Origin of the sequence: Erwinia sp. ErVv1, assembly GCF_900068895.1 — a bacterium.
GTDB lineage: Bacteria > Pseudomonadota > Gammaproteobacteria > Enterobacterales > Enterobacteriaceae > Erwinia.
The window spans coordinates 205,044-224,452 of the sequence record NZ_CDPK01000003.1; the positions used below are offsets into that span (position 1 = coordinate 205,044).

At 55.6% G+C, this 19,409-nt stretch carries 20 protein-coding genes; 8 read left to right on the forward strand and 12 right to left on the reverse strand.

Annotated features, from left to right (window positions below; translation table 11 throughout):
* Window positions 1–2: 2 nt before the first annotated feature.
* Window positions 3–737 carry a phosphatase PAP2 family protein gene (locus A1830_RS05175; RefSeq protein ID WP_067702735.1) on the reverse strand — a complete coding sequence of 245 codons (735 nt, stop codon included), beginning with the start codon at window positions 735–737 and terminating at the stop codon, window positions 3–5.
* A gap of 211 nt (window positions 738–948) precedes the next feature.
* Entirely contained in the window at window positions 949–2,637 is a 1,689-nt protein-coding gene (locus tag A1830_RS05180) for an aspartate:alanine antiporter (RefSeq protein ID WP_067702738.1), read from the reverse strand.
* A 232-nt stretch (window positions 2,638–2,869) separates the two neighbouring features.
* Here A1830_RS05180 and ybjM point away from each other — a divergent pair, with 232 nt between their 5' ends.
* On the forward strand, window positions 2,870–3,283 hold the full coding sequence (ybjM, locus tag A1830_RS05190; RefSeq protein WP_231877573.1) for an inner membrane protein YbjM: 414 nt from the start codon (window positions 2,870–2,872) through the stop codon (window positions 3,281–3,283).
* 125 nt (window positions 3,284–3,408) lie between these two features.
* Here ybjM and A1830_RS05195 read toward each other — a convergent pair whose 3' ends face one another.
* Window positions 3,409–3,672: a GrxA family glutaredoxin gene (locus tag A1830_RS05195; protein ID WP_067702747.1), complete on the reverse strand. Its 264-nt coding sequence runs from the start codon at window positions 3,670–3,672 to the stop codon at window positions 3,409–3,411.
* Window positions 3,673–3,947: 275 nt separating this feature from the next.
* Here A1830_RS05195 and nfsA point away from each other — a divergent pair, with 275 nt between their 5' ends.
* The 6 genes from nfsA to potI all read left to right on the forward strand — a co-directional run bounded on the left by nfsA (window position 3,948) and on the right by potI (window position 9,911).
* Window positions 3,948–4,670, forward strand: coding sequence for an oxygen-insensitive NADPH nitroreductase (gene nfsA, locus A1830_RS05200; protein WP_067702750.1), 723 nt, complete (start codon window positions 3,948–3,950; stop codon window positions 4,668–4,670).
* Between the two features lie 142 nt (window positions 4,671–4,812).
* Entirely contained in the window at window positions 4,813–5,298 is a 486-nt protein-coding gene (locus tag A1830_RS05205; RefSeq protein ID WP_067702753.1) for a YbjN domain-containing protein, read from the forward strand.
* Between the two features lie 421 nt (window positions 5,299–5,719).
* Complete coding sequence (gene potF, locus A1830_RS05215; RefSeq protein WP_067703683.1) at window positions 5,720–6,829, forward strand: spermidine/putrescine ABC transporter substrate-binding protein PotF; 1,110 nt, start codon at window positions 5,720–5,722, stop codon at window positions 6,827–6,829.
* Window positions 6,830–6,973: 144 nt separating this feature from the next.
* A complete protein-coding gene (gene potG / locus A1830_RS05220; RefSeq protein ID WP_067702759.1) occupies window positions 6,974–8,107 on the forward strand; it encodes a putrescine ABC transporter ATP-binding subunit PotG in 1,134 nt (377 codons plus the stop codon).
* Window positions 8,108–8,115: 8 nt separating this feature from the next.
* Window positions 8,116–9,069 carry a putrescine ABC transporter permease PotH gene (gene potH, locus A1830_RS05225; protein ID WP_082804099.1) on the forward strand — a complete coding sequence of 318 codons (954 nt, stop codon included), beginning with the start codon at window positions 8,116–8,118 and terminating at the stop codon, window positions 9,067–9,069.
* Entirely contained in the window at window positions 9,066–9,911 is an 846-nt protein-coding gene (gene potI, locus A1830_RS05230) for a putrescine ABC transporter permease PotI (RefSeq protein WP_067702761.1), read from the forward strand. The genes potH and potI overlap by 4 nt, the downstream gene beginning before the upstream one ends.
* A 50-nt stretch (window positions 9,912–9,961) precedes the next feature.
* Here potI and A1830_RS05235 read toward each other — a convergent pair whose 3' ends face one another.
* From A1830_RS05235 to A1830_RS05260, 6 genes are all read right to left on the reverse strand, one after another.
* Complete coding sequence (locus tag A1830_RS05235; protein WP_067702764.1) at window positions 9,962–10,705, reverse strand: transporter substrate-binding domain-containing protein; 744 nt, start codon at window positions 10,703–10,705, stop codon at window positions 9,962–9,964.
* A gap of 126 nt (window positions 10,706–10,831) precedes the next feature.
* Window positions 10,832–11,500 carry an arginine ABC transporter permease ArtM gene (gene artM / locus A1830_RS05240; protein WP_067702767.1) on the reverse strand — a complete coding sequence of 223 codons (669 nt, stop codon included), beginning with the start codon at window positions 11,498–11,500 and terminating at the stop codon, window positions 10,832–10,834.
* On the reverse strand, window positions 11,500–12,216 hold the full coding sequence (artQ, locus tag A1830_RS05245; protein WP_067702770.1) for an arginine ABC transporter permease ArtQ: 717 nt from the start codon (window positions 12,214–12,216) through the stop codon (window positions 11,500–11,502). The genes artM and artQ overlap by 1 nt, the downstream gene beginning before the upstream one ends.
* 7 nt (window positions 12,217–12,223) lie before the next feature.
* Window positions 12,224–12,955 carry an arginine ABC transporter substrate-binding protein gene (gene artJ / locus A1830_RS05250; protein WP_067702773.1) on the reverse strand — a complete coding sequence of 244 codons (732 nt, stop codon included), beginning with the start codon at window positions 12,953–12,955 and terminating at the stop codon, window positions 12,224–12,226.
* 14 nt (window positions 12,956–12,969) lie between these two features.
* Window positions 12,970–13,698 carry an arginine ABC transporter ATP-binding protein ArtP gene (artP, locus tag A1830_RS05255; RefSeq protein WP_067702776.1) on the reverse strand — a complete coding sequence of 243 codons (729 nt, stop codon included), beginning with the start codon at window positions 13,696–13,698 and terminating at the stop codon, window positions 12,970–12,972.
* Window positions 13,699–13,953: 255 nt separating this feature from the next.
* Entirely contained in the window at window positions 13,954–14,496 is a 543-nt protein-coding gene (locus A1830_RS05260) for a lipoprotein (RefSeq protein ID WP_067702779.1), read from the reverse strand.
* 128 nt (window positions 14,497–14,624) lie between these two features.
* On the opposite strand from A1830_RS05260, the gene A1830_RS05265 reads away from it, so the two are divergent.
* The gene (locus A1830_RS05265) at window positions 14,625–15,467 is read left to right on the forward strand and encodes an N-acetylmuramoyl-L-alanine amidase (protein WP_067702782.1); all 843 of its coding nucleotides are present in this window, start codon (window positions 14,625–14,627) and stop codon (window positions 15,465–15,467) included.
* Here A1830_RS05265 and ltaE read toward each other — a convergent pair.
* The 3 genes from ltaE to A1830_RS05280 form a co-directional block, all read right to left on the reverse strand.
* Window positions 15,427–16,494 carry a low-specificity L-threonine aldolase gene (gene ltaE, locus A1830_RS05270; RefSeq protein ID WP_067702785.1) on the reverse strand — a complete coding sequence of 356 codons (1,068 nt, stop codon included), beginning with the start codon at window positions 16,492–16,494 and terminating at the stop codon, window positions 15,427–15,429. The genes A1830_RS05265 and ltaE overlap by 41 nt on opposite strands.
* 64 nt (window positions 16,495–16,558) lie before the next feature.
* On the reverse strand, window positions 16,559–18,280 hold the full coding sequence (gene poxB / locus A1830_RS05275; RefSeq protein WP_067702788.1) for a ubiquinone-dependent pyruvate dehydrogenase: 1,722 nt from the start codon (window positions 18,278–18,280) through the stop codon (window positions 16,559–16,561).
* A gap of 191 nt (window positions 18,281–18,471) precedes the next feature.
* The gene (locus A1830_RS05280) at window positions 18,472–19,371 is read right to left on the reverse strand and encodes a LysO family transporter (protein WP_067703688.1); all 900 of its coding nucleotides are present in this window, start codon (window positions 19,369–19,371) and stop codon (window positions 18,472–18,474) included.
* Window positions 19,372–19,409 lie beyond the last annotated feature (38 nt).

Genomic DNA, 19,409 nt, shown 5'->3' on the forward strand with positions numbered 1-19,409 from the left:
GATTATTTCCTCGTCATATTAAGCAGATACGAAACGCATCCGAAAGTAAAACACTGGCTTAGCCAAACCCACCAGCCAGCCCATAAATTGTGAGACAAAAAGTGCGCGCCGCGCATAATCTGACCAAAACCCATTAGCATCCCCAGCGCAGCGCCGACAAAAAAACAGAGCCAGGCCAGTTTTGGCCGCTGTGGCCAGAACCAGAAAAATAGCGCCATCACGCCAAAGCCGCTTGACGCATGACCGCCCGGGAAACAGTCACCCGGGCCGCTCCCCGGCGGTATGGCCGAAAACAGCGGGTAAGAGACTGCCTTGCCGCCAAATTCGATCAGATCCCAGGGGCAGGAGTGCGCGCTGGTCGCTTTAAGGATCCCGACAACCAGCGGGCCGACGCCGATCAACACCGTGACCAATATCAGTCTGCTGTTCCGCCTGACGATACCCGCCATCAGGGCCACCACCGCCAGCACAATCACCGTATCCTTCAGCAGCGTATGGTTTATCAGATTGAGCCAGCGATTCTCCTTTAGCGGAAACTGCTGCGTGAGCGGGTCGAACCATTCACGGCTGATAGCCATATCCCAGCGGCCATCTCGCGATATCCACGTAAACAGGACGGCGGCAATCGCGAGCCATAACAGCTGGATAAGGTAAAAGCGAACAGGTAAAAGGTAAACAGACCTATTCCTAATTGGTAAAACGGTTGTGCGTTTGTTAAGGATCAAGGGCAGTGACATAAGCGAGTTTTTCATGAAGACAAAAATGCATGGTGCTGAAATGCGATTAAGGAAACATTAAGAACAGGGAGGGGGATGAGTGGCAGAAAGAAAAAAACCCGCTAATCATTCGATTAACGGGCTCCACAATTTGGGGATTTCAAAGAAAAGCAGTGGCACTAATTAGGACTGCGCGCTTAATTAAAAGTTCTCAGAAATTCCTAAATATTTTTTAACCGCCTGCCATTGGCCAGATTATAACGATTAGCGTCCCGGCTAAGGTGAGCAAAACGTTAGCAATGGCATAGGTACCGGCGTAGCCAAGGGCAGGAATGTTACTGCGGGCGGTATCACTGATTATTTCCATTGCCGGGGCGCAGGTGCGGGCGCCCATAATGGCACCAAATAGCAGGGCGCGGTTCATTTTAAGCACCCAGGCGCCGAACATAAAGCTGATAACCACCGGCAGCAGACTCACCACCAGGCCCGCCCCCAGCATCAGCAGGCCGGTATCTCCCAGGCCATGCGACAAGCCGCTTCCTGCACTCAGTCCCACGCCCGCCATAAAGACCATTAGGCCAAACTCCTTCACCATCGTCAGCGCCCCCTGCGGGATATAACCGAAGGTGGGATGGTTGGCGCGCAGAAAGCCGAGCAGGATCCCGGAAAATAATAACCCGGCGGCATTACCAATACTAAAATTAAAGTTACTGAATTGCAGAGTGATCATACCAATCATCAGCCCGATAATAAAAAAGGCGCAAAAGGCGAGAAGATCGGTGACCTGACTGTGAATTGAGATAAATCCTATGCGGTCAGCGACGGACTTAACGCGTCGTGCCTCACCGCTTATTTGTAAGACGTCGCCTTTATTCAGAATAATACTGTCGTCTATTGGCATTTCTATCTGGCTGCGAATAACCCGGTTAAGAAAGCAGCCGTGATCGGTTAGCTTGAGCTGGCTAAGACGTTTATTCACCGCATTATTATTTTTAACCACGATCTCTTCATTAACGATCCGCATGTCCAGCAGATCGCGATCGAAGACTTCTTTGCCATTGCGAAAGCTGGGATCAAGGCGGGAGTGCGCATCGGGATAGCCTACCAGAGAGATCTCATCGCCCTGTTGCAGCACGGCGTCACCGTCCGGACTGGCGAGAATGCCGTTACGTCTGATGCGTTCGATATAGCAGCCCGTATGGCGATAGATACCGAGTTCACGCAGATTTTTGCCATCGGTCCAGGCGACCAGCTCAGGGCCGACGCGGTAGGCGCGGATGACAGGCAGATAAACTTTGCGCTGACTGTCAGGGTCCAGGCCGCGTTCGCGGGCAATCTGCTGAGCACTGGTAGGAAGATCCTGATGCTGCATCTTCGGCATATAGCGTGCGCCAACGATCAGACTCACCAGCCCCACCAGGTAGGTGAGCGCGTAGCCGAGGCTAAGATTATTTTGCGCCTGAGTCAGCAACGGTCCGGCGTGCAGCGTTTGTCGCAGCGTATCGCCCGCGCCGACCAGCACCGGCGTGGAGGTCATTGAGCCTGCCAGCATACCGGCAGTCAGTCCGATGTCCCAGCCAAACAGTTTTCCCAGCCCAAGCGCAATAATGACTGCGCTGCCAACCATCACCGTAGCCAGCATCAAATAATTTTTGCCGTCGCGGAAGAAAATTGAGAAAAAGTTAGGTCCGGCTTCGACGCCAACGCAAAAAATAAATAACATAAAGCCCAGATTAAGGGCGTTGGTATTGATACCAAAATGCTGCTGGCCGAGCAGAAGAGAAACCACTAAAACGCCAATGGAATTGCCCAGTTGGACAGAGCCAAGCCGCAGTTTACCCAGGCATAGCCCAAGAGCCAGAACGACAAATAATAACAGAATGTCATTTCCACTTAACAACTCTGCGACGTTTATATTCACGGTTTAACTTCTTATTTACTAGTAACGTGTTGAAAAAAAGGGTTTTTTGCGCTAGATTTAACGCGCTGCCGTCAGAGCAGCGGCAACGTTCAGGATTATCCGCGTATTACAGTTCAGCATCTGTAAAACGGTCGCCATTTTAATCGCTTCACTCTTTTTCAGCCAGTAAAAGCCGCGCTCATTTACGCGGTTCTTTGTAACTTCTTTAACAGAGACAAGGCGGTGGACTATTGTGGCCAGCATACGAGATAAATTGCCGGGAGAAGATCCTGTGGTGTTTAAAGGTGTGTCCTGGATGGGCGTGGCAGGCTGTTTTATCCTTTATTGCGTCATCTTTCTGGCGGTACGTTATGAAATGGGTAGCGAAACGCACGCCTATTCTCATGCGCAGCTGGGTCTGCTGATGTTTGCTATCCCCGGTGCGATTGCGGCGCTAACCACCAAAGAATCTCCGCTGACGGTAGCCCTGCTAGGCCCGCTGCTGGCGACGCCATGCTGCATGCTGATTCTGCATCTGCGTCATTTTAGCGGATGTATCGCGCTGCTTCAGGAGCTGGCGTTTATGACCAGCGGGGTGTTCTGGTGTGGTTCCGGGGCGCTTGTCGTGATGCTGTGTCGTTCATTGATTACGCATCAGCACGATTAACCGTCCCGGACGGGCAAAGATATGCACTCAGGGCAGTTAAGGCGTAAAAAAAGAGGGCCGATACGGTATCGGCCCTCTTTTTATGGCTGCCCCGTCAGCGCGGGGCGCAGCGGAATTCTGCGTGATTACTGGAACAGGCCCAGGTTCTCTTTGGCGTAGGCTTCAAACTCTGTGCAGCCGCCGATATGGGTCTGATCGAGGAAAATCTGCGGCACGGTTTCAACCGGCTTACCCACGGTTTTCTCCAGGTCGGCTTTGGTGATCCCCTCAGCATGGATATCCACATAGCGGAAGTTGAAGTCTTCACGCTCTTCGGTAAGTTTCTCTGCCAGCTCTTTCGCACGTACACAGTATGGGCAGGCCGGGCGTCCAAAAATGACTGCAAACATCTGTTTCTCCTCAGGGTCGAAATTTTATATGTGATGTAGATCACATCTTATAGGTCGCTGGTGCCTATGATGCCCGCATCAAATGGATAAGGGAAGAAGGTATTGCCTGTCGCATTGATTTGCACAGGCTATAGGGCGATTGGCGGGGGCTGCGGCGGTTTGACAAGGAATTATACATTTTCAACGTTACCCGTAACCGCTGCACCTGCTACCCTTGGTCTCCTCAGTGTATCAACGCTTTCACTACGCCGTCGGGCGTAAAACAGGAGTGCACCATGACGCCAACCATCGAGCTGCTTTGCTCCCACCGCTCAATTCGCGCCTTTACGGACAAACCCATTGCAGATGACCAGCGCGAGGCGATTCTTAATGCGGCACAGTCGGCTTCAAGCTCCAGCTTTTTGCAGTGCTCATCGATTATCCGTATCACCGATCCGCAGCTGCGCGAACAGCTGGTTACGCTGACCGGCGGTCAGAAGTATGTCGGCCAGGCAGCGGAGTTCTGGGTGTTCTGCGCCGATTTCAATCGTAATCAGCAAATTTGCCCGGACGCGCAGCTGGGGCTGGCTGAGCAACTGCTGCTTGGCTGCGTCGATACCGCCTTGATGGGGCAAAATGCCATGGTCGCCGCCGAGTCATTAGGGCTGGGCGGCGTATTTATCGGCGGCATTCGCAATGCCATCGCCGAGGTGACCGAGCTGCTGGGCCTGCCTAAATATGTTCTGCCGCTATTCGGTCTCTGCCTCGGCACCCCGGATCAGGCTCCGCAGCATAAACCACGGATGCCGACGGCGATGCTGGTCCATGAAAACCGCTATCAGCCGATCGATCCTCAGGTGCTGGCGGACTACGACAACGCGCAGGAAGAGTATTACCTCACGCGCGAAAGTAACCCGCGTCGCGAGAGCTGGAGCGAGCATATCCAGAAGACGATTATCAAAGAGAGCCGTCCGTTTATGCTGGCGTATCTGCATCAGCAGGGCTGGGCAACGCGCTAGTAGTGAAAATCGTCTGAGAGGAGCGCCCTGGTTTCTGTCTGAAAACGCGCGAGCGAGTGCTTATTTACGTCGCAGTCGTGGTGTTTGACCGCATTTTTCCGTAAGCTAGGGCGCAATTTTAAGGCGGTATGAGACAAATCACATGGATTCACTCGTCGTTCCAGATATTGACGTAATACGACGTTGGCTGGATCAGCAAAGCATCACCTGGTTTGAGTGTGACTCATGCCAGGCGCTCCATCTGCCGCATATGCAAAATTTTGATGGGGTATTTGATGCCAAGCTCGATCTGATGGATGGCGTCATCCTGTTTTCCGCGCTTGCAGAAGTTAAACCGACCGCGCTTATCCCGCTGGTAGGCGACCTGTCACAAATCAATGCATCCTCGCTGACCGTAAAGGCTTTTGTCGATATTCAGGATGATAATCTGCCCAAGCTGATTGTCTGTCAGTCGCTGAATGTCACGGTGGGGGTGACCTATGGCCAGTTCGCGCACTTTATGAAGCAGAGTGAAGAGCAGATTTCAATGGTGGTGCTGGAAGCCTTTGCTAATCAGCTACTGGTGGTCGGCGATGACGACGAAGAGGATCGCAGCGCGATTGTCAGCTCACACGCGCTACTCCATTAACCGGTCCGCTTAGTCATCCTGTACGCCTTACTCTCTGTCTAACCGCCTTCTTTTAGCAGGCGGTTAACTCTAATCTTCACGCCAGCCTGCACCGTTCCTGCCTTAAACCCTTTTTTATCCTGCCGAATGCCCTTTACTACCAGATATTTATCGTCACTCAGGCCGGGTCTGGCCGATCCCGTAGAGGGAAAGTGCATGAAAATTCGATAAATGCTGTTTTTTACGCCAGGGGCTGGCCTCCAGTGCCACTGAGGACTATTCTTGCGAAGCAACGTTATATGCATGACGTGGACTGGGCTGGCGTTTTTCATCCCGGCGGCAGAGTGAATAAACATTCACTGATTGCCCCTGCCGTGCCGGGCGTCTGCCGTTTTGCTTGTTTGAAAAAGCTGTGGTTACCTTGGTGCGGAGAATGGAAAATATGCTTAATCAACCTAAAAAGTGGCTGTCGGGCGTGGCGGCTGCCGTGCTGCTGGCCGTTTCAGCGGGTGCTGGCGCGGCCGATAAGACGCTGCACGTGTATAACTGGTCTGATTATATTTCACCCGATACGGTTCCCGGCTTTGAAAAGCAGAGCGGGATCCACGTGGTGTATGACGTTTTTGACTCTAATGAAGTGCTGGAAGGCAAACTGATGGCGGGCAGTACCGGCTACGATGTGGTGGTGCCTTCGTCCAGCTTTCTCGCCCGTCAGCTTCAGTCCGGGGTATTTCAGCCGCTGGATAAAAGCAAGCTGCCAAACTATAACAACCTCGATCCCGATTTGCTGAAGAAGCTGGAACAGCACGATCCGGGTAATAAATTCGCCATTCCCTACCTGTGGGCGACCACGGGCATTGGTTACAACGTTGATAAGGTGAAGGCCGCGCTGGGTAAAGATGCGCCGGTTAACAGCTGGGATCTGGTGCTTAAGCCGGAAAATCTCGAAAAACTGAAAAGCTGCGGCGTCTCATTCCTGGATGCGCCGGAAGAGATTTTTGCCACCGTGCTTAACTACCTCGGTAAAGATCCTAACAGTAGCGATGCCAAAGATTACTCGGGGGCGGCAACGGATCTGCTGATGAAACTCCGGCCTAATATTCGCTACTTCCACTCGTCTCAGTATATAAACGACCTTGCCAACGGGAATACCTGTGTGGCGATCGGCTGGGCCGGGGATGTATTGCAGGCGAAGAAACGCGCGGCTGATGCGAAAAACGGCGTCAATATTGCCTACAGTATTCCAAAAGAGGGGGCGCTGGCCTTCTTCGATACCCTGGCTATTCCTAAAGATGCTAAAAATGTCGATGAGGCCTATCAGTTCCTGAATTATTTACTGGAACCAAAGGTCATTGCCGACATCTCCAATAAGGTGTTCTACGCTAATGGTAATAAGGCATCGCTGCCCTTTATCAGTGCGGATATCCGCAATAATCCGGGCATCTTCCCCACGCCCGAGACGATGGCGAAACTCTTTGTGCTGAAGGTACAGGATCCGAAACTGGACCGCGTACGCACCCGCGCGTGGACGCGCGTTAAAAGCGGCAAGTAAAGGCCGCCCGGGCAACGCTCATATAACGCGGCAGATAACCGCCGCCAGCGTAAAGCTCACACCGCAGAGGCGTTAAATAGCCTCTGCCCTCTCTTTCATACGGCGTACTGGCCGTAATCCTCAGAGTGCCGGAGAGTTAAGTTAGTGAATGAGGCTATTGTCCGTCCGCAACCTAAAGCAGCCAGGGCCCTGACCCCGCTGCTTGAGATCCGCAACCTGACTAAATCTTTCGATGGGCAACACGCGGTAGATGATGTCAATCTGACCATTTATAAAGGCGAAATTTTTGCACTGCTCGGCCCGTCTGGCTGCGGGAAATCAACGCTGCTGCGGATGCTGGCGGGCTTTGAACCGCCGACCTCCGGCCAGATTGTGCTGGACGGGCAGGATCTTTCACACGTACCGCCCTATCAGCGGCCGGTTAATATGATGTTTCAGTCCTATGCGCTTTTTCCGCATATGACCGTTGAGCAGAACATTGCCTTCGGCCTGAAGCAGGACCGCCTGCCGAAAGAGGAAATTGCCAGCCGGGTGGCAGAGATGCTGGCGCTGGTGCATATGCAGGAGTACCGCAGCCGCAAGCCGCACCAGCTCTCAGGTGGACAGCGTCAGCGGGTCGCACTGGCCCGCAGCCTGGCTAAGCGGCCTAAGCTGCTGCTGCTGGATGAGCCAATGGGGGCGCTGGATAAAAAGCTGCGCGACCGTATGCAGCTTGAAGTGGTTGATATCCTTGAGCGCGTGGGCGCCACCTGCGTAATGGTCACCCACGATCAGGAAGAGGCGATGACCATGGCCGGACGCATCGCGATTATGAATCGCGGCAAGTTTGTGCAGATTGGTGAGCCGGAAGAGATTTATGAGCACCCGACCACGCGCTTCAGCGCCGGATTTATTGGCACGGTGAATCTGTTTGAGGGCCTGCTCCGCGAGCGCCAGCCCGATGGTCTGCTGATCGATTGTCCGGGACTGCTTTCACCGTTAAAAGTCAGCACTGATGCTTCGGTGGTGGATGGCGTGCCGGTTCACGTTGCGCTTCGCCCGGAAAAAGTGATGCTGTGCGATGAGATCCCTGCTGAGCAGAGCAATGTGGCAGTGGGGGAGGTGGTACACATCGCCTACCTTGGCGATCTCTCGGTCTATCACGTCAGATTGCGCAGTGGCCAGACCGTCATTGCCCAGCTACAGAATGCCCATCGCTTCCGCCAGGACGTTCCAACCTGGGGCGATGAAGTGCGTCTCCGCTGGGATGCCGACAGCTGCGTCGTACTGACGGTATAGGGGGCACGATGGCTGAACCTGAGATGAAACACGCCGCCCGTCCGCAGGGCCGCTTCGGCATTATCGTTGATCGCCTACAGAGGCGGCAGGGGCGACGGCTGGTAATTGCCCTGCCGTGGCTCTGGCTGGTGCTGCTGTTCCTGCTGCCCTTCCTGATTGTGCTTAAAATTAGCTTTGCCGATATCGCCCGCGCGATCCCGCCCTATACCGATCTGGTCACCTGGGCAGACGGCCAGCTCCAGATGGTGCTGAACGTTGGCAATTATCTGACCCTGACTGACGATCCACTGTATGTGGATGCTTATCTACACTCATTGCAGGTGGCGGCGGTGTCGACGATTATCTGCCTGCTGATCGGTTATCCGCTGGCGTGGGCTGTCGCACATAGCGCACCTGGCACCCGTAATATTCTGCTGCTGCTGATTATCCTGCCCTCCTGGACCTCGTTTCTGGTACGGGTATATGCCTGGATGGGCATTCTGAATAATAATGGCATTCTTAATCGTTTTCTTATGTGGACAGGTATTATCGATCATCCGCTGGCCATTCTTTACACCAACCTCGCAGTCTACATTGGCATTGTTTACTGCTACCTGCCGTTTATGGTGCTGCCGCTGTACACCGCGCTAACGCGTATCGACTATTCGCTGGTGGAAGCTTCCCTGGATCTGGGCGCCCGCCCGCTGAAAACCTTCTTCCAGGTGATTGTGCCGCTGACGAAGGGCGGCATTATTGCCGGATCGATGCTGGTATTTATTCCCGCCGTTGGCGAGTATGTGATACCCGAACTGCTGGGCGGCCCTGACAGCATAATGATTGGGCGCGTGCTCTGGCAGGAGTTTTTCAACAATCGCGACTGGCCGGTCGCCTCCGCGCTGGCGGTGATTATTCTGCTGATCCTCATCCTGCCTATCATCTGGTTTCACAAGCATCAGAATAAAGAGATGGGGGAAAAGGGATGAGCAGCCTGCCAACAATCCGCTCGCCGTGGCGTACCGCGATCCTGATAGTGGGCTTTTTTTTCCTGTATGCGCCGATGGCACTGCTGGTCTTCTATTCGTTTAATTCATCGCAGCTTGCCGCCTGGGAGAGTTTCTCGCTGCACTGGTATCAGGTTCTGTTTCACGATGACGCGATGATCGATGCCGTGGCGCTAAGCCTGAGCATTGCCGCGCTGGCGGCGACGGCGGCGCTGCTGTTAGGCACCCTTGCTGCCGTGGTCATCGTGCGCTTTGGCCGCTTTAAAGGGTCTACCGGCTTCGCCTTTATGCTTACTGCACCGCTGGTGATGCCGGATGTGATAACCGGCCTGTCGCTGCTGTTGCTCTTCGTGGCAATGGGACATGCCATTGGCTGGCCCGCCGACCGCGGGATGCTGACCATCTGGCTGGCCCATGTGACCTTTTGTACGGCCTATGTGGCGGTAGTGATTAATGCCCGCCTGCGCGAGCTGGATCGCTCGATTGAGGAGGCCGCGATGGACCTGGGCGCTGCGCCGCTTAAGGTTTTCTTTGTGATAACGCTGCCCATGATTGCGCCAGCGATGGTAACCGGCTGGCTGCTGGCGTTTACGCTGTCGCTGGACGATTTGGTGATCGCCAGCTTTGTCACCGGACCAGGGGCGACCACGCTGCCGATGCAAATTTTTGCCACCGTGCGCCGGGGCGTGAATCCGGAAATTAATGCGCTGGCGTCGCTGATCCTGTTTGTCGTCGGCATCGTCGGTTTTATCGCCTGGCGATTTATGGCGTACGAAGAGAAGCAGCGGCTGAGGGATATTCAGCGGGCGCGCAGGGGCGGGTAAGTGCAGGTACGGGTAAACGTAGGGACGGGTAAACTGTAGGAGGGCCGCTGCTACTCCTGCTGCGCGGGCTCAAACCAGTGCAGCGCCAGCCGGCGTACGGTACCGTCCCCGGTCAGGCTCTGGAGGGCCTGATTCAGGGCGTTTAGCAGTTCGTCATCCCCTTTGCGCACTGCGATGCCCATCCCGTTATCGAAGTAGCGACTGTCGGAAATCTCCCCTCCCACCGTCGCCAGCTGCGGATGCACTTTCAGCATGCTTCTAATCACTACCGTATCGCCGATGATCCCATCCAGCCGATGCTTACTGATATCCAGCAGAGCATTCTGGTAGCTATCGTAGGTCACCGCAATAATCTCAGGCCATCTGTCCCGCAGGTAGGCCTGCTGCGTGGAGAGATTGCGTACCCCCACGCGTTTGCCTTTGAGCTGGGCAATTTGCCAGAAGCGTCCTTTTGGCACGACCATCAGGCTTGAGTTACCTATATAGGGCTGGGTAAAGTCAACCTCGTTCTGGCGCTCATCGGTTATATCCATACCGGAGATAATGGCATCATCGTGATGATATTTAAGAGAAGGCAGCAGGCGGTCAAAGGTATTATTGGTAAAGAGGCAGCTTCTCTTCAGGCGCTGACAAAGCGCGTTTGCCAGATCGATATCAAATCCCACCAGCTGATTACGGTCGTTCAGATACTCAAAAGGAGGGTTGTTACCGGAAGTCGCGAAGCGCAGAGAAGACCCGGCTTCTGCCTGGATGCTGAGACAGGCAAGCACCAGGGCCAGAGCGATTTTAAGCATGGGGTAACGGTCCTTGCGTTATTTCAGCGACCCAGTATGCCGCAGGCGGAAAGGGAGCTATCCCAGGATTAGCCCACAAAGAAGGGCTTTTACCCGACGATTCCCGGTGGCTACCCACCGGGAAGGTTAGTTACGGCGTTCAAAGGCCAGCGCGCGATGCTCGATAAACCGCATAAGCAGCGTCAGCAGGCCATTGACACACAGATAAATCAGGCCCGCTGCGGCAAACACAGTGACGTCATAGGTGCGACCATACAACAGCTGACCCTGGCCCATGACCTCCATCAGCGTAATGGTATAAGCCAGTGACGTCCCTTTGAATACCAGCACCACCTCGTTTGACCAGGAGGAGAGGGCGCGTTTCAATGCATACGGCAGCAAAATACGCAGCGTATTTTTGCGATCCATTCCCAGCGCCGCGCAGGATTGCCACTGACCGGCGGGAATAGCGCGTACGGCACCATAAAACAGCTGGGTGGTGTAGGCCGCACTGTTGAGAGAGAGTGCCAGCAGGGCGCAAAGCCAGGGCTGGGACAGAAAATGCCATAGCCAGGGGATTGACTGGAGTGACGGGAACTGACCGGGGCCGTAGTAGATCAAAAAGATCTGCACCAGCAGCGGTGTACCGGTAAAGAGAGTGATATAGCCGCGCACCAGCACGCTTAGCACCGGTGTTTTAAGCGCAAGCACCACCGTAAACAGCAGGGCTAAAAGCAGCGCCAGCGCCAGCGAGGCGGCGGTTAGCGTCAGGCTGGTATGCAGTCCTTTCAGCAGGTCAGGCAGATAGCTCATCATCAGATATTCTCCTGCTCAAAACGCGTGGCGCGCGCATCAAGGCGTTTCAATACCTGCTGACTCAGCAGGGTCACCACCAGATAAATTGCTGCGGCAACCAGATACCAGGTAAAAGGCTGCTGCGTGCGGGCTGCAATACTTTTGGTCTGCAACATAATGTCATTGACGCTTATCAGCGAAACCAGCGCAGTATCCTTCAGCAGCACCAGCCACTGATTGCCCAGGCCCGGCAGCGCATGTCGCCACATTTGCGGCAGGATCAGCCGGAAAAAAATCGCCGCTCTTTTCATGCCCAGCGCCTGACCCGACTCCCACTGCCCCAGCGGTACCGCTTTCAGCGCGCCGCGCAGGGTCTGCGAGGCATAAGAGGCGTAGAGCAGGGAAAGCGCAATGACCCCGCAGAGAAACGGACTGACGTTGAAATTCTCAATCTGCACCTGGACGGGCAGCCTGAAGAAGCCAAAATTGAGCGTAAAGCCGTCCGACAGCGTCAGCAGCAGCTGGGAAGCACCGAAATAGACAAACAGCACGACCAGAATCTCTGGCAGGCCACGAAACAGGGTCATCAGCCCCGTGCCGATCCAGGCGAAAGGACGCCAGCGAACCGATTCCCAGGCAGCAAATAGCATCGCCAGTATCAGACCGAGGATCAGCGCAGAAACAGCAAGGCCGACGGTCATACCGGCGGCGCTTGCGAGAGGATAGAGTTCGCTCATTCAGGAATTACTGCTGGAACCATTTGCTGTAGATCGTCTTGAAGGTACCGTCGGCTTTGATTTTCTCGAGCGCGGCGTTGAATTTACCCTGTAAGTCGGTATTTCCCTGGCGCACGGCAATGCCGAGACCCGTGCCGAAATAGGCTTTATCGGTAACCTTATCGCCGACCGAAGCCAGAATGGCATTCTGCTTCAGCCACTCATTTACCACGGCGGTATCACCGAATACCGCATCAATGCGACCGTTTTTCAGGTCGAGAACGGCATTCTGGTAGCTGTCGTAAGGAACGGTGGTGACGCCGCTCATTTTATCCGCCAGATAGCGCTGATGGGTGGTGCCATTCTGTACGCCAACGCGCTTGCCTTTCAGGGCTTCGACGGAAGCCACTTTGCCTTTCTGCGCAATAAACAGCGCAGAATTATCGTAATAGGGCTTAGTGAACAGCACCTGCTTTTCGCGCTCGGCGGTGATGTCCATCCCGGCCATTACGGCATCAAAACGGCGAAATTTGAGGCTTGGGATCAGGCTGTCAAAAGCCTGATTGGTAAAGGTGCAGGTCGCGTTCATTTCGCGGCAGAGTGCATTTGCCAGATCGACGTCAAATCCCTGGATCTTGTTATCAGAGTCGACAAATTCAAACGGAGGATAGGACGCCTCAGTGGCAAAACGAATAGTTTCTGCGGCGGTAGCACTCAGGCTTAAACCCGCTAACAGCGCGGCAAGTACGATTTTTTTCATTATGATGTCCTGCATTAATGCGAGAGATAGTGGGCAAACTCATCGGTCTGCGGCTGTGAAAAACGATTGGCATCACCCTGTTCAACAATAAAACCATTTTCCATATAGACCACGCGGGTGGCGGTTTTACGGGCAACTTCAACCTCATGGGTCACAATCACCTGAGTGATCCGGGTCTGGGCCAGCTCCTGAATGATGGAGACAATTTGCGCGGTAATTTCAGGATCCAGCGCGGCGGTCGGCTCGTCGAACAGCAGCACGGCTGGCTCCATCATCAGCGCCCGGGCAATGGCTACGCGCTGCTGCTGGCCGCCAGAGAGGTGCAGCGGGAAGCGATCGGCAAATTTTGTCAGGCGCAGGCGCTCAAGCAGCTTATCCGCCCGGGCTCGCGCTGCGTCTTTACCCAGCCCCAGCACGCGGCAGGGGGCTTCAGTCAGGTTCTGCATCACCGTCAGATGCGGCCACAGATTATATTGCTGGAATACCATTCCCACATTCTGACGCAGCTCGCGGATAGCATTCTCAGACGGGGGTTTACTGAAGTCGAAGTGATTACCGGCAATGCTCAGGGTGCCGGAACGGGGCATCTCCAGCAGGTTAAGCACGCGCAGCAGGGAGCTCTTACCGGCACCGCTTGGACCCAGCAAAACCAGCGTCTCGCCCTCGGGGCAGGTGAGCTGAATATCGAACAGTGCCTGGTGGGCACCGTAAAAGCAGTTAATTCCGTTAAGTTGAATACTCATGCGCAATAAGTGAATAGCAATTGATTCTGCGAATCTTAACGTTGACGGCATAGTTATGCAATCATTGTGCAGATATAGAGTTAACATCCGCTATAAAAGGGCAGTCATTTAGAGCGAATGCCCAGGCAACGGATGTGGGACGGCAGGGAACAGGAACCGTCGACTGGCGGGTGCAGACAGGGAAATGGGAACACTATGCTGATGGATGAACAGGTCAGTAATACCCATGCCGCCAGGCGGCGGCATGGAGCAGAACTATTTCAGCAGTCGCTGGCTTAATGATCCACCGTCCAGGTGGGGAGCCTGACTGGTATAGCGAATATCATCAACCGCCCAGCAGGTGCCTTCACGCACCATCAGCACTTCATCCTGCCATTCCACCGGCTTGCTACCGTTGCGGCTAAGTGAGACGCGCAGCGGAATATTACGTGCATCAGTATTCGGAATGGTTGAGGCATCAGCCACGCTGGCTGAATCCGGTCCGGCTGGCAGACTGGAGAAGATATCTCCCTGCATCAGGGCGGGATCCCTGCCGTTTTCACCACTGGCTTTCAGCAGCGTCTGATACAGCTTGTCACTGAGATAGGGGCGATATTTTGCCAACAGCTGGGCATCAGGTAAGCCCTGGGTTGGCTGCCCGGTGCGCAGGTCATAGAATTTCTGCGCTACGGTATCCGGGCCACCATCAACGCAGGGACTCATCCGGGTTCCGATATCCTTGTACGCCGGTTGTACCGTGGTACAGGCACTCAGCAGCAGCGCCAGCGGAGCCAAAACGGCGATCGCCTGGTATTTCATCTTATTTTCCTTATTGTTTCGGGATGATGTTGTTTTAGCATAAAGTAATGACGTTGTTTTAGCATAAAGTATAGACGCTTACGAAGCCGCTGGGTTACCGCCGGAATCAACATCCAAAGGTAGGGAAAATGAAATTTTTAATGCCCCTTTTGCTGACAACTCTGGCCCTGATGCTGAGTGCCTGTAGCCCGACGGGGCTGGAGCGGCACGCGGGATACGTGGTGGATTCGCGTCAACACGCTCTGGGGGCACGACCGCGTATCAAAATGCTGGTGATCCACTATACCGCGCAGGATTACCCCACTTCACTGGCTATCCTGACCGATCGCGAGGTCAGCGTACATTACCTGATCGCTGCGGCTCCGCCATGGAAGGGGGGGCAGCCGACCGTATCCCAACTGGTTCCTGAAGAGCTGCTGGCATGGCATGCAGGCAGCAGCTACTGGCGCGGAGCAACCCGCATAAACGATACCTCGGTGGGGATTGAACTGGAGAATCAGGGCTATCATCGCTCGGCGCTCCACGGACGCGAGTGGTATCCGTTCGCAGCCCCGCAAATCGCGGCGCTGGTGCCGCTGTCGCGGGATATCATCCGTCGCTACGGCATTTTGCCGCAAAACGTGGTGGGGCACAGCGATATTGCCCCGCAGCGCAAGCAGGACCCCGGCCCGCTGTTTCCCTGGCAGTGGCTGGCGAGCCAGGGCGTGGGTGCCTGGCCAGACGCCGATCGGGTCGCGTTCTGGCTTGCAGGCAGGCCGCCTGAGCAGGCGGTTGATGCGGGACCATTGCTGACGTTACTGGCGCGCTACGGCTACCAGGTCACGCCCGGCATGTCAGCACAGCAGCAGCAACAGGTGATTGCTGCCTTCCAGATGCACTTCCGGCCGGAGGACTATCGGGGCCTGCCGGACGCCCAGAGCGAAGCCATTGTTAAGGCGCTGCTGGATAAGTATGGCTCGGAGCAGGCGTAGCGGGGTGGACAGTTTGTCCCGGAGGCTGCTGCGCCAGGAAAGCCTGCCAGTGGTCTGTCAGCTTCTCCAGGGCGGGACGATCGATATTCAGATGCGTAACCAGGCGGGTGACCGGCCCGGTGCTTAGCACAATGTCGTGCTCGCGCATCCAGCTTTTAAGCGGGGCCACCTGTGCATCCGGCAGGCGGACAAACACCATATTGGTATCCTGACCCATCACGTTCACGCCGATCCCCCGCAGCTGCTCAGCCAGCCAGGCGGCATTATCGTGGTCCTCCCGCAGGCGCGTGACGTTATGCTCAAGCGCATACAGGCCCGCCGCCGCCAGAATCCCCACCTGTCGCATGGCGCCGCCGGTCATTTTGCGCCAGCGGCGCGCGCGTTGAATATAGTCGGCGCTGCCGCACAGCAGCGACCCGACCGGGGTTCCCAGCCCTTTCGACAGGCAAATGGTCAGCGTATCGCAGTAGCGGGTAATGTCGGTCAGCGGCACGTTCAGCGCCACGCTGGCGTTGAAAATACGTGCACCGTCGATATGCAGCGCCAGGCGGTGACGTCGCGTAAATTCCCAGGCCTGCGCCAGATAGCTTAGCGGCAGCACCTTGCCATTATGGGTATTTTCCAGGCTGAGCAGTCGGGTGATAGCAAAGTGGAAATCGTCCGGCTTGATAAACTGCTCCACTACATCGAGTGGCAGGGTACCGTCAGCAGCGGCCAGAATGGGCTGGGGCTGAATACTGCCCAGAACGGCGGCTCCACCCGCTTCATACTTATAATTATGCGCCAGCTGTCCGACAATATACTCTTCCCCGCGCTGACAGTGGCACAGCAGCGCCACCAGATTGGCCTGGGTTCCGCTGGGCATAAACAGCGCGGCCTCTTTCCCGCTAATCGCGGCGGCTTTCGCTTCCAGCGCACGCATCGTTGGGTCATCGCCGTAAACGTCATCGCCGGTTTCGGCAGTCATCATGGCAGACAGCATCGGCTGGCTCGGTTGAGTGACGGTATCACTGCGTAAATCAATCATCTGTGCGTTCCTCTTATGAAAACGGACGCCGTAGCGTCCGTATAATAAAAGACCTGCAAATGTTTTACCGCAGCCAGTTGGTTTTAGCCAGTTCTACCACTTCATCGCCGCGACCATTAATGATGGCCCGCAGCATATAGAGACTAAATCCTTTCGCCTGTTCCATTTTGATCTGCGGCGGCATCGCCAGCTCTTCCTTCGCAGTGATGACATCCAGCAGCACCGGGCCGTCAAAGGCCATCGCTTCCTGAATGGCGCCGTCAAGGTCAGAGGCGCGCTCCACGCGGAGACCTTTAACGCCGCAGGCCTGGGCAATGGCAGCAAAGTCAGGATTTTCCAGCGTGGTACCATCGGTCAGGTAGCCACCGGCTTTCATCTCCATAGCGACGAATCCGAGCACGCTATTGTTGAAGATCACCAGCTTCACCGGCAGCTTAAGCTGCGCAACGGTGAGGAAATCGCCCATCAACATGCTGAAGCCGCCGTCACCGCACATGGCGACGACCTGACGCTGCCTGTCAATAGCCTGCGCACCGAGTGCCTGCGGCATGGCATTGGCCATTGAGCCGTGGTTAAACGAACCGATAAGTCGGCGCTTTCCGTTCATTTTCAGATAGCGGGCGGCCCAGACCGTTGGCGTGCCCACGTCGCAGGTGAATATCGCATCGTCGTCAGCGTAGCGGCTGAGCTGCTGGGCCACATACTGCGGGTGGATCGCCTGATTATCATTGGCGTTAGCCAGGCTGTCGAGATCCTTTCGCGCATCGGCGTAGTGCGACAGCGCCTTATCCAGGAAGCGGCGGTCACTTTTGATCTCCAACTGGGGAAGCAGGGCGCTCAGCGTCGATTTAATGTCCCCCACCAGCGCCATATCCACGTGGCAGTGCGAGCCAATACTGCCAGGATTGATATCGATCTGAATAATTTTGGCATCGGCAGGGTAGAACGCGCGGTAGGGAAACTGGGTGCCGAGCAGAATAAGCGTATCGGCGTTCATCATGGCGTGATACCCGGACGAGAAACCAATCAGGCCGGTCATGCCGACATCGTACGGGTTATCGTATTCCACGTGCTCTTTGCCACGCAGCGCATGCACGATGGGTGCCTTCAGCGTTTCGGCCAGACGGACCACCTCGTCGTGCGCGCCCGCGCAGCCCGCACCGCACATCAGGGTGATGTTTTCAGCCTCGTTCAGCAGCGCGGCCAGCTTATCCATTTCGCCTGCGGGCGGCTGAACAACCGGCAGCTGTGGCGGATACCAGTTAGCGGTCGCCCCTTCCGGTGCGGCCTGCAGAGCAATATCCCCCGGCAGCACCACCACGGAGACGCCCCGGTTCAGAATGGCTTTCCGCATGGCGATTGCGAGCACCTGAGGCAGCTGCTCAGGATTTGAAACCAGTTCACAATAATGGCTACATTCGCGGAACAGCTCCTGAGGATGCGTCTCCTGAAAATAGCCGCTGCCGATCTCGCTGGAAGGAATATGTGCGGCAATGGCCAGCACGGGAACGTGATTTCGGTGGCAGTCGAAAAGACCGTTAATCAGATGGAGGTTACCCGGCCCGCAGGAACCCGCGCAGACGGCCAGCTCGCCGCTGATTTGTGCTTCCGCGCCGGCGGCGAAGGCCGCAACTTCTTCATGACGCGTGGGCATCCATTCAATGGTCCCCATGCGATTCAGGCTGTCGCTCAGGCCGTTCAGCGAGTCGCCGGTCACGCCCCAGATACGTTTAACGCCGGCATTTTCTAATGTTTTAGCCACGAGGGCGGCAACGGACTGTTTCATCTGTAGCTCCTTTCTGGTGTCAGCAGGTCACGTTCTGACAAATAATAAATACTGGAGCATAGTCGACAGGAGGCAAAGTGGCGTCTCAGCATGCCGGAAACCGCACGAATACGCCTGAGCGATAAACCAGGGCAGGCAGGAGCAGGCCTGAGCATGCACTCAGGCAGACAGGAATACGCCTGTGCGGTCACTCAGGCAGAAAAGAAAGCGATCAGTACCGGGGCTAACAGGCTCAGCACAAAGCCGTGGACGATAGCCGCAGGGACTATCTCGTTTCCGCCGCTGCGCTGTAGTACCGGCAGCGTAAAGTCCATTGAGGTTGCCCCGCAGAGCCCGAGGGCGCTGGAGCGATGGTGAGCGATCAGAGCCGGGATCAGCATTATTGCCAGCAGCTCACGCAGCAGATCGTTAAAAAATGCCGCACTGCCGATAACCGGTCCAAAGGATTCAGTCATCAGAATGCCCGAAAGCGAGTACCAGCCAAAGCCGGAGGCCATGGCCAGTCCGGTTTTTATCGGCAGGCCGAGGATAAGCGCTGCTATTGCCCCGCCTGCCATCGCGCTGACGAAAACGACGATGGCGACAATCGTTCCACGGCGGTTAAGCAGGATTTGGCGCAGCGTCATTCCGCTGCCGCGCAGCTGAAGCCCCACCAGAAAGAGCAGGAAGAGCAGGGCGTATTCACTGGCCTGGCTGGCAAATTTCAGCAGCGGCCAGTGGCACAGCCCCAGCAGAAAGCCAGCAAGCACTACGCCGCACAGCTTGAGCGATTCCAGCGCCATATGCACACGCGAGGGCAGGGCCTGGCTCCGATGCGCATGCTGCCAGGGTCGACGTGATTCAAGCACGCGCAGCGCCAGCAGATTGCAAAGCAGAATGGCGGCGGCGCTGACCAGGCAGTAGTGGAAGATAGCCAGCAGATTGGTACCGAGGTTATCCAGAAAGGCGAGGCTGATGCCCATAAAAAACAAGATGATGTAAACCATCCAGCCCAGTAGTCGGTTGACCGCTTTTATGACTGTCGGGTTTTTTGACGGCAGCAGGTAGCCAGCGATGAGGGGCAACAGAATTGTTAACAGTCCGGAGTAGATCACCTGGTCATCCATGAGGAGAAAAATGTCTCATTAAA

What these genes read in the sequence shown, in the direction of transcription:
- A1830_RS05175 (WP_067702735.1), bottom strand. Translation starts at nt 737, where the DNA reads ATGTCACTGCCCTTGATCCTTAACAAACGCACAACCGTTTTACCAATT.
- A1830_RS05195 (WP_067702747.1), bottom strand. Translation starts at nt 3,672, where the DNA reads ATGTTTGCAGTCATTTTTGGACGCCCGGCCTGCCCATACTGTGTACGT.
- nfsA (WP_067702750.1), top strand. Translation starts at nt 3,948, where the DNA reads ATGACGCCAACCATCGAGCTGCTTTGCTCCCACCGCTCAATTCGCGCC.
- A1830_RS05205 (WP_067702753.1), top strand. Translation starts at nt 4,813, where the DNA reads ATGGATTCACTCGTCGTTCCAGATATTGACGTAATACGACGTTGGCTG.
- potF (WP_067703683.1), top strand. Translation starts at nt 5,720, where the DNA reads ATGCTTAATCAACCTAAAAAGTGGCTGTCGGGCGTGGCGGCTGCCGTG.
- potH (WP_082804099.1), top strand. Translation starts at nt 8,116, where the DNA reads ATGGCTGAACCTGAGATGAAACACGCCGCCCGTCCGCAGGGCCGCTTC.
- potI (WP_067702761.1), top strand. Translation starts at nt 9,066, where the DNA reads ATGAGCAGCCTGCCAACAATCCGCTCGCCGTGGCGTACCGCGATCCTG.
- A1830_RS05235 (WP_067702764.1), bottom strand. Translation starts at nt 10,705, where the DNA reads ATGCTTAAAATCGCTCTGGCCCTGGTGCTTGCCTGTCTCAGCATCCAG.
- artM (WP_067702767.1), bottom strand. Translation starts at nt 11,500, where the DNA reads ATGATGAGCTATCTGCCTGACCTGCTGAAAGGACTGCATACCAGCCTG.
- artQ (WP_067702770.1), bottom strand. Translation starts at nt 12,216, where the DNA reads ATGAGCGAACTCTATCCTCTCGCAAGCGCCGCCGGTATGACCGTCGGC.
- artJ (WP_067702773.1), bottom strand. Translation starts at nt 12,955, where the DNA reads ATGAAAAAAATCGTACTTGCCGCGCTGTTAGCGGGTTTAAGCCTGAGT.
- artP (WP_067702776.1), bottom strand. Translation starts at nt 13,698, where the DNA reads ATGAGTATTCAACTTAACGGAATTAACTGCTTTTACGGTGCCCACCAG.
- A1830_RS05260 (WP_067702779.1), bottom strand. Translation starts at nt 14,496, where the DNA reads ATGAAATACCAGGCGATCGCCGTTTTGGCTCCGCTGGCGCTGCTGCTG.
- A1830_RS05265 (WP_067702782.1), top strand. Translation starts at nt 14,625, where the DNA reads ATGAAATTTTTAATGCCCCTTTTGCTGACAACTCTGGCCCTGATGCTG.
- ltaE (WP_067702785.1), bottom strand. Translation starts at nt 16,494, where the DNA reads ATGATTGATTTACGCAGTGATACCGTCACTCAACCGAGCCAGCCGATG.
- poxB (WP_067702788.1), bottom strand. Translation starts at nt 18,280, where the DNA reads ATGAAACAGTCCGTTGCCGCCCTCGTGGCTAAAACATTAGAAAATGCC.